This is a genomic window from Gottfriedia acidiceleris, assembly GCF_002128425.1.
Classification (GTDB): Bacteria; Bacillota; Bacilli; order Bacillales; family Bacillaceae_G; genus Gottfriedia; species Gottfriedia acidiceleris.
Genome location: NZ_NESS01000015.1, coordinates 23,562 through 37,348 on the forward strand (window position 1 = coordinate 23,562; position 13,787 = coordinate 37,348).

General features: G+C 32.5%; 12 protein-coding genes and 1 pseudogene. 7 read left to right on the forward strand and 6 right to left on the reverse strand.

Annotation, left to right across the window (positions count from 1 at the left end; all coding sequences use genetic code 11):
• The first annotated feature begins 11 nt into the window (after nucleotides 1-11).
• The 7 genes and pseudogenes from cydC to B6K90_RS19665 form a co-directional block, all read left to right on the forward strand.
• Entirely contained in the window at nucleotides 12-1,745 is a 1,734-nt protein-coding gene (cydC, locus tag B6K90_RS19630; protein ID WP_088014511.1) for a thiol reductant ABC exporter subunit CydC, read from the forward strand.
• 213 nt (nucleotides 1,746-1,958) lie between these two features.
• Entirely contained in the window at nucleotides 1,959-2,936 is a 978-nt protein-coding gene (locus B6K90_RS19635; RefSeq protein ID WP_088014455.1) for a ring-cleaving dioxygenase, read from the forward strand.
• A gap of 270 nt (nucleotides 2,937-3,206) precedes the next feature.
• Complete coding sequence (locus B6K90_RS19640; protein ID WP_088014456.1) at nucleotides 3,207-4,688, forward strand: flavin monoamine oxidase family protein; 1,482 nt, start codon at nucleotides 3,207-3,209, stop codon at nucleotides 4,686-4,688.
• 73 nt (nucleotides 4,689-4,761) lie between these two features.
• Nucleotides 4,762-5,004, forward strand: a complete 243-nt coding sequence (locus B6K90_RS19645) for a spore coat associated protein CotJA (protein ID WP_235821857.1) — start codon at nucleotides 4,762-4,764, stop codon at nucleotides 5,002-5,004.
• Nucleotides 5,005-5,006: 2 nt separating this feature from the next.
• Nucleotides 5,007-5,270, forward strand: coding sequence for a spore coat protein CotJB (locus tag B6K90_RS19650; protein ID WP_088014458.1), 264 nt, complete (start codon nucleotides 5,007-5,009; stop codon nucleotides 5,268-5,270).
• 15 nt (nucleotides 5,271-5,285) lie between these two features.
• On the forward strand, nucleotides 5,286-5,855 hold the full coding sequence (locus B6K90_RS19655) for a manganese catalase family protein (RefSeq protein WP_088014459.1): 570 nt from the start codon (nucleotides 5,286-5,288) through the stop codon (nucleotides 5,853-5,855).
• A gap of 621 nt (nucleotides 5,856-6,476) precedes the next feature.
• Nucleotides 6,477-6,704: pseudogene (locus tag B6K90_RS19665) on the forward strand (manganese catalase family protein); the annotation flags it as partial.
• Between the two features lie 83 nt (nucleotides 6,705-6,787).
• Here the strand turns inward: B6K90_RS19665 and B6K90_RS19670 are convergent.
• The 6 genes from B6K90_RS19670 to B6K90_RS19695 form a co-directional block, all read right to left on the reverse strand.
• Nucleotides 6,788-7,420, reverse strand: a complete 633-nt coding sequence (locus B6K90_RS19670) for a YcnI family copper-binding membrane protein (RefSeq protein ID WP_088014461.1) — start codon at nucleotides 7,418-7,420, stop codon at nucleotides 6,788-6,790.
• Between the two features lie 29 nt (nucleotides 7,421-7,449).
• Nucleotides 7,450-9,090, reverse strand: a complete 1,641-nt coding sequence (locus B6K90_RS19675; RefSeq protein WP_088014462.1) for a copper resistance protein CopC — start codon at nucleotides 9,088-9,090, stop codon at nucleotides 7,450-7,452.
• 381 nt (nucleotides 9,091-9,471) lie between these two features.
• On the reverse strand, nucleotides 9,472-10,323 hold the full coding sequence (locus B6K90_RS19680; protein ID WP_088014463.1) for a hypothetical protein: 852 nt from the start codon (nucleotides 10,321-10,323) through the stop codon (nucleotides 9,472-9,474).
• Nucleotides 10,324-10,350: 27 nt separating this feature from the next.
• Nucleotides 10,351-11,283 (reverse strand): TIGR03943 family putative permease subunit, encoded by a 933-nt coding sequence (locus B6K90_RS19685; RefSeq protein ID WP_088014464.1) that lies wholly within the window; start codon nucleotides 11,281-11,283, stop codon nucleotides 10,351-10,353.
• Nucleotides 11,284-11,298: 15 nt separating this feature from the next.
• Nucleotides 11,299-12,336, reverse strand: a complete 1,038-nt coding sequence (locus B6K90_RS19690) for a permease (protein WP_235821858.1) — start codon at nucleotides 12,334-12,336, stop codon at nucleotides 11,299-11,301.
• A gap of 18 nt (nucleotides 12,337-12,354) precedes the next feature.
• Nucleotides 12,355-13,566 (reverse strand): HupE/UreJ family protein, encoded by a 1,212-nt coding sequence (locus B6K90_RS19695; protein WP_088014465.1) that lies wholly within the window; start codon nucleotides 13,564-13,566, stop codon nucleotides 12,355-12,357.
• Nucleotides 13,567-13,787: the final 221 nt, after the last annotated feature.

Below are 13,787 nucleotides of genomic sequence, written 5' to 3' on the forward strand. Positions count from 1 at the left end.
GTAAATATATGTTGAATAAAAATGGATGGATTTTACCATATATAAAGGAAAATCGTCGTTTATTTATAGTCGTGATTTTCTTAAGTTCACTGACTATATTTGCAGCGGCTTCTCTTATGTACACTTCCGGCTATTTAATCTCTAAAGCAGCAACTAGACCTGAAAATATTTTAATGATTTATGTACCAATCGTCGCTGTACGCACATTTGGTATTTTCAGGTCAGCTTCTAAATATGTTGAAAGACTAGTCGGACACAATACAATTTTAAAAATCCTATCTAGAATGAGAACAAGATTATTTAGTAATCTTGAACCGTATGCACTTAGTATCAATTCGAATTTTAAAACAGGGGATATTTTAGGACTTTTAGCAAATGACATTGAATATTTACAGGATATTTATTTAAAAACTATTTTCCCTGGAATTGCTTCATTGTTTATTTATGTTATTTCGGTAGTAGCACTTGGATTCTTTTCCGTTCCTTTTGCATTATTAACGGGTATTGTATCTTTTGTCTTAATAGGGATTTTACCACTTTTATCATTATTAGTTGAAAAAGCACGTACTCAGCAAATGAAAAAGGAAAAGAGTCATTTATATGAGAATCTTACTGATGCAGTTATGGGCATTAGTGATTGGCTTTTTAGTGGTAAACAAAATAGCTTTATTAATAGTTATAGAGAAATGGATGAATCGTTAAGAAATATCCAAAGCAAGGAAAAAAGATTTAGAAGATGGCGCGATTTAATAGCACAATTTATTGTAGCAATTTTAGTTTTAATGATGCTATATTGGGCAGGGAATGAAAGTATGGCTGGAGAAATTCCAAAAACTTTTATCGCTGCATTTGTTTTAATTTTATTTCCTTTAACAGAAGCTTTTATTCCATTATCAAATTCTCTTGGAAGCGTGCCTTTATATGCGGACTCAGTCAATCGTTTAGAAGGAGTAAAAGAGGTGAATCGCAATCACATATCGCCTATTTTAGAAGGGAATATTGATGATTATCGAAAAATCGATTTTGAAAATGTAACTTTTTATTACTCGGAAAGCGAAAATATATTAAATAATATTTCATTTAGTATTGAAGAAAACAAAAAAACTGCTTTATTAGGACCAAGTGGTTCAGGAAAATCGACAATTCTTAAACTGATCGAAGGAGTAGAGACTCCTATTGATGGAAGCGTTAAATTAAATGGTATCGAAAGTGTATCTTTAGGAGATCAAGTTTCGAAAGTTGTGTCTGTACTTAATCAAAAGCCATATTTATTTGATACTACAGTTTTAAATAATATTCGTTTAGGAAATCCAGGAGCAAGTGATGAAGAGGTAATAAAGGTTACAAAGATGGTCGAACTGCATGATTATATAGCCTCACTTCCAGAAGGCTATAATACACCTATGCAAGAAACAGGTGTAAGATTCTCTGGTGGGGAACGACAAAGAATAGCCCTTGCCAGAATACTTCTGCAAAATACACCAATTGTTATTTTAGATGAACCAACTGTCGGATTAGATTCAATAACAGAAAGAAAACTACTTCAAACAATCTTTAAAGTATTAGAAGGAAAAACAGTATTGTGGATTACACACCATTTAATTGGTGCAGAAATGGCGGATCAAATTCTTTTCTTAGATAAAGGTAAAATCGCTATGAAAGGCTCACATAATGAACTTTTCAAAACAGAGGACCGATATCGCAATCTTTTTGAACTAGATCGACCATTTAGAGTAAGTGAATAGATGTTAATCAGGAGACTCTGGCAAATTTGCCAGAGTTTTTTTCTAATAATAAATACAGTTTGACGGAAAAAGAATTACATGATATATTTATCTCGAATTCGAGATATATTGAATTCAAAATAAATTTAAATTAATTTTTTCAGTATTCTTCAGCAATAGATTCACAAAATAAAAAAGCTTATATATATAAATAATTTATATGGAGGAATTACAATGAACGGATTAAAGGGTATACACCACGTAACAGCAATAACTAGTAGTGCAGAAAAGAATTATGAATTTTTCACTTACGTTTTAGGAATGCGTTTAGTAAAGAAAACGGTCAATCAAGATGATATTCAAACGTACCATTTATTTTTTGCGGATGATAAGGGAAACGCTGGAACGGACATGACATTTTTCGATTTCCCTGGTATTCAAAAAGGAGCACATGGAACAAATGAAATTTCAAAAACATCCTTCCGAGTACCAACTGATACTGCATTAGATTATTGGGTGAAGCGATTCGATCGTTTAAATGTAAAGCATACAGGAATCAAAACACAGTTTGGTAAGAAAACATTATCTTTTGTTGATTTCGACGACCAGCAATATCAATTAATTTCAGATGAACATAATAAAGGAATTGCTTCAGGTACACCATGGCAAAAAGGACCCGTTCCTTTAGAATATGCAATTACAGGACTAGGACCAATTTTTATTCGTGTAGCTAATTTCGCATTCTTTAAAGAAGTAGTTGAAAAAGTACTTTTATTTAAAGAGATTGATAAAGAAGGTTCATTCCATTTATTCGAAGTTGGTGAAGGTGGAAACGGGGCACAAATTATCGCTGAACATAACGAAATACTACCACAAGCTTACCAAGGCTTCGGTACTGTTCACCATGTAGCATTCCGTGTAGAAGATACATCTGTATTAAAAGAATGGATTAAACGTCTGGATTCATTTAGATTACCAAACTCTGGCTATGTAGATCGACATTTCTTTGAATCTTTATACGCTAGAGTTGCTCCACAAATTTTATTCGAATTTGCTACAGACGGCCCAGGATTTATGGGAGACGAACCTTATGAAACACTTGGTGAAAAACTATCTTTACCTCCTTTCTTAGAACCAAAACGTGATGAAATTGAACGAATGGTTCGTCAGATTGATACTGTTAGAAGTACGAAGGAATTTATAAAAGAATAGAACTTAAATTAAAAACAACACTCACAGCGAAAGTGAGTGTTGTTTTGTTATTTCTGATTATAAATCAAGAATTTGTTAACCCTTTCTATTATTTCAACTGGAAGCTCTAATACAGAAACTGGTGCAACATATCTCCAAAAATTAAAACTCATAATTAAAATGTTAAAAATTCCCAAAAAATTTCATGCATATTACGATTTGTTATTCTAATGAAATATTTCACTGAATAAAAATCTTATGAACTAAAATAATTTTTTTAGGAGAGGGAACATGAATAGTACATCTGGTAGGCGTCTATCGAAGGATGAAATGGTTACTTTAATACAAAATGGACTAGAGAAGACAAATAATCCGAAAAAGATTGTTATAGTAGGAGCGGGAATTTCAGGATTAGTAGCGGGCTCTTTATTAAAGGAAGCAGGACATGAAGTGACGATTTTAGAAGCAAATGGTCGAGTAGGTGGACGAATTTTTACGAAAAGAGCACCTTTTATTAATGATCAATACTTGGAATTGGGCGCAATGCGTATTGCTTCGGATCATAAGCTTGTACTTGAATATATTCGTAAATTTAATTTAAAGATAAACGAATTTATAAATGGGAAGTCAGAGGATATTATCTATGTTAACGGGATAAAGACAACACAAAAGCAATATGAACAAAATCCAGATATTTTAGGTTATCCCGTAGCGGATAATGAAAAAGGGGTAAATGTTGATCAGTTAATTGAGATATCGTTAAAATCTGCAATGGATTTTATTCATCAAAATCCTGATGAAAACTGGAAAAACATTATTGAAAATTATGATCATCATTCGATGGAGTCATTTTTAAGATATAACCCAATTGGAACTCCTTTATCACCTGGTGCTGTTGAAAAAGTAAAAGTACTTCAAGGGATGGAAGGATTTCCTGAGCTTGCCTTTACTGCTATTTTAAGAGAGTTCATTGTATTATTTTCAAAGGAAATTAAGTTTTACGAGATTACTGGTGGAAATGATCAACTACCTAAAAAGTTTTTAACACAATTAAAGGATAATCTATTCTTTGGTCAAAAAATGAATAAAATAGTGCAAGAGAATAATCAAGTAACAATTCACTCAGATCATTATACAAGCCATCTGCCTTATCAAACTACCGCTGACTATGCCATTATTACTATCCCCTTTTCGTTATTAAACTTTATTGAAGTGGTTCCAAGAAATTCATTTTCTTATGATAAATGGAAAGCTATACGTGAATTACACTATGTTCCGTCTACTAAAATAGGACTTCAGTTTAAAACTAGATTTTGGGAGAAAGATGGGACATTAGGTGGGAAATTAACCACAGATTTACCAATCCGATTTGCATATTACCCAAGTAATCATAATGGTAAAAATGGATCGGGAATCGTTTTAGCTAGTTATACTTGGGAAGATGATGCATTGATTTGGGATAGTATGTCTGAAAATGATCGGATAATGAATGCTTTAAGTAATTTGGCCACTATCTATGGTAACCAAGTTTATACAGAATTTATTACAGGTTACACTCATAGTTGGGCTCTTTATCCATACTCTGGGGGAGCGTTTTCTATGTTCAAGCCAGAACAAAATAGAGAGCTCACACCGTTTATTTCCACTCCTGAAGGGAGAGTTCATTTTGCCGGTGAACATACGTCTTCTGCACCCGCATGGATTGAAGGCGCAGTTGAATCAGGCATTCGATCGGCATTTGAAGTAAATAGACGAACTTTCGTTGAACGATAAAATTCATTTTTTATATTTCTTTCGAATATAGTGGAAATAGTGGATGTCTTTTTTATTTGAGGGAGTGATCAGTTTGAACGAAAATAATCAAGGACTTCAATTTACCCCTGTTAAATCATGGAATGTTTTTCATGGTCCGAATGACCCGTGTCCACCAATTGGTACAAAATATTACTCAACACCTCCACATTTATATTTAGGATTTCAGCCACCAGGACTAGAGCAATTTTCGTACAAAGAGGCATTAAAAAAAGGTACTTTATGGAAAGTGTTTTATGACTTTTACGACAATCCATATAAGGCTAGGAGGGATTAATAATGACTGAGCAATTTCCTCCAGAGTATTACCAGTATTTAGAGGAACTGCAAGCTGTTGATTTCGTACTTGTAGAACTAACTTTATATTTAGATACTCATCCAGATGATCAAAATACAATTAACCAATTTAATCAATATGTTCAATACAAAAAACAAATTGAAGCTAATTTCGAGTCAAAATATGGACCATTATATCAATTTGGTGGCAGTTATTCAGATCAAAACTGGAACTGGCATAAAGGCCCGTGGCCATGGCAGGTATAGAAGGAGGGAATATTCATGTGGATTTATCAAAAAAAATTACAATATCCAGTTAAAGTAAGTACCTGCAACCCAATGCTTGCTAAATTTTTAGTTGAACAATATGGGGGAGCAGATGGTGAGTTAGCAGCTGCTTTAAGATACTTAAATCAGCGTTATTCAATTCCAGATAAAGTTATAGGACTATTAACAGATATCGGAACAGAGGAATTTGCTCATTTAGAAATGATTGCGACGATGATCTATAAGCTAACAAAAGACGCAACTCCAGACCAAATGAAAGCTGCCGGACTAGATACACACTATGCATCTCATGATAGTGCACTGTTCTACCATAATTCAGACGGCGTACCGTTCACTACTGCATATATCCAAGCAAAAGGAGATCCAATTGCGGATTTATATGAAGATATTGCAGCTGAAGAAAAGGCAAGGGCAACGTATCAATGGATCATTGACCTTTCTGATGATCCGGATTTAAATGATAGTTTGAGATTTTTAAGAGAACGTGAGATTGTTCATTCACAGAGATTTAGAGAAGCTGTAGAAATTTTGAAAGATGATCGACAACAGAGGAAGATTTTTTAAATTGGTTCTTCCTGAATAATAGTTTTTCAAACCTGTTCCTTGTATTTTATCGGGAACAGGTTTTTATTTTAGTAAATTTTTTTTCTTCACTTCTAACATGAAGCATATAATAAATCAATTAACATTTACTAAAATATAGTTAAATTTTCATTAAATTACTAAAATATAAAAATGTGGTAAAATTTTACTGGAGATAAAAATGTGGTAAAAAATGTAAAAGTATATTCTGTGGACGAAGAGTTAATATGAATAATAAAATATCACGCTGAAAGTACTAGATTAGATAGTATAATACAGGTTCATATTTTGATTAATCAATAAACACAGAGTATGCAAATGTTTATTCTCAAGAATAGTTAGTGCTTATTTTTATTTGAAAAATCAAGAGGAAGTTATGGGGAAAATATTCATCAGCAGGAGGTAATTTAATTGAAAGTTTTTATTACACTACTTGAAATAATATTTGTAGTTTGCGTAGCATGTGTTTTTGTAAGTAATTTTGGAGTGGAACGGTTAAAAGAAATAAAGATATATCTATATATATTAGGTGGATTAAGTTTTGTACTTAGTTATTTTCTGAAAAAACAATTAAAAATTAACACCAAAAGTACTCTATAGCTGAGCTACCTTTTCCAAGCAAAGGGAGACACGATTGCAGATTTATATGAAGATATTGCAGCTGAAGAAAAGGCAAGGGCAACGTATCAATGGATCATTGACCTTTCTGATGATCCGGATTTGAATGATAGTTTGAGATTTTTAAGAGAACGTGAGATTGTTCATTCACAGAGATTTAGAGAAGCTGTAGAAATTTTGAAAGATGATCGACAACAGCGGAAGATATTTTAAATTGGTTTATAGTAAATAAAAAAAACGAGGGTGCCAAGACTTTGGGCACCCTCATTTTATGATTTTATCTATATAAATTAATCTTATTTCTTCTTAAGAATCGCAATCAGTAAAGCGATCACCGAAAGGATAGCTGCCCCAATCGACATAACTAAAGAAGTATTACTTGAATTTGATTTCTCATTATCTTCCTTAACAGTTGTATCATTTGTTGTTTTAGCAGGCGCTTCTTTTACCGTTGTGTCTTTTACGATACTCGTAATCGAGTGCGGTGCATCTGATTTTTCGTCACCAGTCCATTCTACAATACTACCATCTTTATAATATTGGTAAGCATCCCAAGCACCATTTACTTCAGATTCTGGATTTTTTGCCATAAATACGAACTGTTGGAATTGTCCTGGTAAAATCCCGCCATTTTGTGCACTCCAAGTTACGGATGTAACGACTCCGTTCGCGTCTTTTGTTTCTGTAAAATTCCATCCTGGAACGGCTTGATATGAAACAAATTCAAATTTTGAAGGAATTTTAAGTGTAACTTTTGTTGTAGGTACTTCTTTTTCAGTTGGTACTTTCATCGTATATGTTTCCCAAGCACCAGGAGTTGAAGTTTTAGGAATTACGACAACATGTGCACTTGCAATTCCAGTAAAGAACATTGTCATAGCGAAAGCTGAAGCAATAATTTTAGTTGTTTTTGAAATGAATTTTTTCATTTTTGTTAGTCTCCTTTGAATGTAATAAATCATTTACTACCCACTATATAGTTAAATTCTACATCTACCGAATCAAGAGAATTAGTTAAAATATGGACTTTCACCTTCCAATGACCTGCCATATTTGTATAAAACCCTTGCGTTTCATAAACACCTGATGAAGCTTTTTTTGCTTGTGTTGTATTACTACCCATGCTCATGTCAGTGTTAGTAAAGGTAAGTGTAACTTGTTGAATAGAATCTACATTATGATGATTTTTGTCTGTTATCTTTATTTTAAAAGTGTTTTTACCGACTATATTCGGAGTAGTGTTTAGTGAAATTGAATATCCTTTATTTTGCTTTATGTCACTATATGGACCAGGAGATTCCATTGCAGTAGGCAGATTAGTAAGTATGGATGATAGTGCAAGAACGATTATTCCGATACTTAGTTCAAACCAAACTGATTTACCTAATCTATTTTTACTTCGTTTCCCCTTGATCAAATGAATTAGCCCTAATACGAGCATGACAAGAAATAAAATAATTTTTCCGCATAAAACCTTACCATAGGTTGTGTGTAATAGTGAGTAATAGTTAGGAATATACTTTAAGCTTGCATAAATACCAGTTGCTAAAAGTAGTGCGACTGATATCGTTGCTGAAATTGAATATCGTTGTACGGTTTTCCAGTAATTTTCAGTATTCCCTTCTTCCTTTTTGATTTTAGGAAGTAAATAACTTATTCCTATTAATCCTCCTAGCCAAATGGAAACAGCAAGTAAATGAATGAAATCAAATAGAATTGGTAATCGATCATTTTGCATTGAAGCATGACCAATAAATGCTTTTGCAAGTAGTAAGAAAATGCCAATGAAAAAAGCACTTAGCCACCAATAGAATGAATTTTTTTGCTCTTTTCTATAAGCCATATACAATGAATTAGCCAGAACGATTAGTAATAGAAGTTGGATCACCCAAACGCTTCCAAACTTTGTATTGTTTATTGTTTCCATTAGTAAGTTCTTGTGAAAAACAGATGGCCATGTTCCATTTGTATAATTCTTCGTTTCAACAAAAAGGCTAATTAAAACACTAAATAATATCCCAAAATAGAAGAATAGCAATAAACCTTTTGTGTTTTTAAAAGCAACAGTTCGATTGTTCTTATCGATTTTGTAAACAAATAAACTGAAAAATAATAGTCCAACAAATAAAAGTAAACTAATATATTCGATCCAATAAGTTCCCATTACGTTTGCATTTGATAACGATTGAGTAGGTTTACTCGAAATAGTAGATTTACTGTCAACTTTGCCTACACTAAACGGAATTACACCATTTACTGAATGGCCATCACTGGAAATCACTTTCCAAACAATATGATAATTTCCATCTGGCAAATTAGGTTTTAAGCTTCCTTCTAAAATTGAATGATTTTCCTTATTTATATTGCCATTTCGCAAATCAACACGATTACCTAATTCATCTAAAACCTGTAAAGAATGAAATGCAGATTGTACTGATTCATCAAATTGTATTTGAATACGTTGAGGAGAATTTTTAAAAACTTGATTCTCGGCAGGTGTAGATTTGATGATATAAGCATGTGCTGAAGCTAAGGACGGAAAAAAAGCGGCAGCAATCAATAATATTAAGAAAGAAAACCCCATAATTCGGATTTTCATTTTTTTTGCGTCACCTCATATCTATTGGAGTATATTAAAAAATAATCCAACTTTTAAATTCTAAATTAAAATTGTGATAGAAATGTGATAAACTAAAAAAATTATTAATCCACCTTAATTAGTTGTAATGATGGATTAGATAGTAAGATTATTTAACGGTGCTTGTCTATTTATACAAAAAAAATCCACAAGTAAAATCAATTACTTATGGATTTCAGTGTGTGGACAAAGTACTAAAAACTTGATTTTCAGACTGATTGCAAGCGCTTGTCTTTCGAGGCGCGAAGCCTGGTGAGGAGCGGAGTTACCCTAGACGGTAATGAGCACCGCAGACAGGCGAAGCAACGAAGAAAGCGAGCGTTTGTCAACAGTCTGAAATATTTATTTAACAAGCAACTTACCAACAGATTTAGAGGGCTCTAAAGAGATTTCGTATTCTCCTTTTAATGGATTATTTAATAAGAGAATATTTTTTCCAGTTTTCAATGGCATGTTAATACCTAAGTCTGCGGACGCCAATCTTGAATTTTTTCCAGCATCTTGGTCAACATCAACAATAATTTTAGTCATAGTCTCAGGTTTAAAGATTGTATTTTTCGGACTAAATCCTGATGGTGTTACGTGAATTGTTGCGTATTGAAGATCATTTTGATCATCTTGTTTTGCAGCTTGCTTTTGTGGTTGCCCAATTACACCAACTTTTACTTTATTCAAATTAACGGTAAATATGATGACAAATATAAGTAGAATAGAAGTTAATATTACAGTACTGTTTGATGATTCGTTATGAACTTTCGTATTCTTATTTTTTTGATTTGAATTTGAGACTAACTTTCGATCAACGAAAAATAATAATAGATAAATAAAAATAATAAACAGGATATCCACAATAACAATCGTTTTACTTGAAAAGAATGTCATATAGCCGATGACAAACCCGATAAATGCCCCGAGTAGAGATGCTAAAGTTTCTGTAACGCCTTTATCAATTAGTTTCTTCGATAAAACAAAAATTAAAAAGACTAATAATAAGTTCAGAATGAAAGCCAATAGTAAATTGTAATTTGTTGTTAACATGATTAAGAAACTAATTGTAGCTGAGGATACACCTAGTAATAAAGAGATCGTTGATTTTAAAGTACTAGGAAATCTCTCTTTATTTCGATAAAAATGATTAAAACTATAACACGTAAGAAGGAGTACTAAAAATAGACTTCCATACTTTAATCCCATATAAACACCTCTAAACTAGTTTTAAAGCTATAGCTTTGACCCAAAGTTCCAATCTGGATACACGTATTGAACACTTGGAGATATAGCTGGCTCTGATTTTTCAACATTTATTTTGATGACGGTTTGCCCGTTAAAACTGGTTTTACCGATTGAACCAGTTATTGTTACCCATGAATCATTAGCAAATTGCTGTGAATTAGTTGATTCTGCAATAATACCGAATGGAGAAATATCAGCGATACAGTGAGTCATTCCCATCCTTGCAATGATAAATTGATTACCCGCTAATTTAGGATCTCTATAAATAAACCCCTTAATTTTAATTTGTTTATTTTGGAAATTGTCGACAAATGTATTCATTGATTGTAGTTTTTCAATAAACCACTTGTCCTTCATCTCGATTGTACTCTGTTTGTACAGTAACATTCCAAGTTTAGCGTAATCTTGATCATACACATTTGTTTTGAATATTTTTTTTAATGCAGGATCCTCATGACCTTCCACCTCAACAACCTGTCCATTAGAAGAAGCTTGAACAGCTAGTCCTTTAAAATTCATTTCTTTGTTATTAGCAAGTGAACTAGAACTCGCATGGTTTGGCAAAATATACCCGAGCAATAGAGGGAATAAAAACAGACTGTAAATAAAAATATCTTTTACGATTGATTTTTTTAAAAGATGATGATGCTCATGGCTAAAAACTTGGTCGTGACTATGATCATGACCACAATCACAAATAATAACATGTCTTTTTAATGAAAGAACGGCTATATAGATTTGAACAATTGCGACAATCAAAAGAATACCAGTTGCAATTTTTACATAAATGACAAGCTCCGGTACGATAAATTGCAGGATCTCGTCTGTAAGTGTCAATTGAAAAATATAGATAGCGAGCCCTAAGAGAATAGCAGCTTTTATAAAATGATGAATCGAAGTGGAGTTGATTTTATTTTTCAAAGTATCTCACTGCCTTTATAAATTAATAGACTGTAAAACAAGCGTTCCAATAAAAACAAAAATGAAAACTAGCGTACTAAGTAATAAAACAAATCGAGATCGGAAAACAGCAAGCATCATAAAAATCCCTTTAATATTGATCATTGGTCCAAAAACCATGAATCCAATTAACGAGCTTTTTGTAAAAATCGTTTGAAGTGATTGAGCCACAAAGGCGTCTGATGTTGAACAAAGAGATAAAATAAAGCCTAATCCCATCATAAGGAAATTTGATGTTGGACCATTTTTTCCTATTTCTATTAAACTACTCTGAGAAATGATAATTTGAAGTAGAGCAACAATAATCGAACCGAAAACTAAGTATTTCCCCATATCAAAAAATTCATTTACTGCATGCCCAACAATCATAATGAATTTATTTTTATCGGTATGTAGTGCGGTATTGTGTTTATGATTGTGATCATGATTTTCCTTTGTTTGATCGACCTGTTCTCGTAATTGATTTGACTTAACGAATTGAAAAACAATCAGTCCCACGATTAGTGCAACTACAAAAGCAAGTCCCATACGATAATATGCAACAGTTGGTTGATTACGAAAAGCTGTTATTGTTGATAAAAACACAATTGGATTTAAAATCGGTCCGACTAATATAAAAGTGACAGCAACATACAATGGCATGCCTTTCTTAATCAGTTTACGAATAGCAGGTACCATTCCACACTCGCAAATTGGAAAAATGATGCCTAAAACACTTGCTGCGATTATACCTAATAAAGGATTTTTTGGTATAAATCTTTGGACCATTTGGTCTGTAACGAAAACCTGAAGGATTGCTGAAACGAATACACCGATTAAAATAAAAGGCAAAGCTTCGATAATAATACTAATAAAGATCATCTTAAAGACTTGTAGTTTAGTAGTCGAAAAAACTGAGCTTAGTCCTGTCGTAGATGAAATATATAATAGGAATACAAATAGTAAGCAAATAATGATCAGAACATGTCGATTTGAATTGACTGGCGATCTTTTCTCGGTAGCAATACTTCGCAAAGGATTCACTCTTTCTGTTTAAGATATGATGCGTTCAAATAACCAAATTCCACCTAAAATAAAGGCAATAGTAGAGGTAGATATAATTGCTTTCCCCGAATATTTCGAGCGATGTAATTGTGTTAATAGTGGTAATAATAAAAGTACAATTGAAAGCTGAACCACTTCAATTCCAAGGTTAAAGCTAACTAAATCAGCTGCTAATTCACTTTTTGAAAGATGCATTTCTGTTAATAAATCTGCAAAACCCATTCCATGAATTAATCCAAAAATAAAAGTTAATAACCAACGATGATTAATGTTTTTACGGAAGATGTTTTCAATTGCTACGTAACAAATACTAAGCGCAATTGCAGGCTCAACAATATAAGAAGGAATTGAAATGATTCCTAAAACAGTAAGTGTCAAAGTCAAACTATGTGCGATTGTAAAAGCTGTAATTACTTTAGCAAACTGCTTAAAGTTTTGTCTTGCAATCAGAAGTGAAAGTAAAAATAGCAAATGATCATAACCAGTAAGAATATGGTTCATACCAAGCTTTAAAAACGTAACCCATCCTTTATTTGTAGTTGAGTCCGAATGGGATTCTTTTTTTATTACGGCCTGTTGCTCTTGCTTTGCAGGTTGAATTGTATTTGCATCAGTGCTTAATCCCTCATAAGCACTATCACTTACAATCATTGACCATACGCGGCTTTGATCTGATAGAGCAGCAGTACTGCTTTCGTTTCCATAATTCACTTTCAATAAATCAACATAAGTCGTACTAGTATTTGTATCTTTTTCGTATAAATGATCAGCAAGAGTAATAGATTGCGAGGGTAAAATAGCAGGAAAATCAACCTCAAGTACGAGTTGAGTTGCATCTCCTTTACGATTAAGCTCCAATTTATTTACTTTTGTCCAATTTTGTTTTTCCCCATTCATTTTAAGAATAAGGTTGCTCTGGATTGTGGATTCTATTTTATTCTTTATTGCCTCAAATTCACTTGGATCTAACATTCCGTTCTTATTGACATCCCCACCTGTTAATTCCATGACAGAAACTTCATCTAAAGCAAAGTTCATTGTAGTTTTTGATTTTAAGAGATTCAGTGTAGTGTAACTAGCACTTAATGAATGAGCTTCGGCAGTTCGATAAGATGTACTAAATAAAATGAGAAAGCAGATAATTAGGGTAAAAGAACGACTGAATCGTTTTGTTTTTAAGAGAAAAATACTATTTTTCATTTGTTTCCTCCGGGAAATAAAAGTAGAAAGATATAGTTATCGTACAAATTAAACATTACAGAATTGTTAAATATTTGTAAAGAGTTTGTAAATTTTGAATTTTCATAGTAGAATTGCTTGGTTATTCATAATATAGTTAATTGGCGTTAACTAAATTTTAGTGAGGAGAGGAGCGGAACTGTAATTATTTCCCAATGGTAAAATAGTCTTATTTTTTTAAG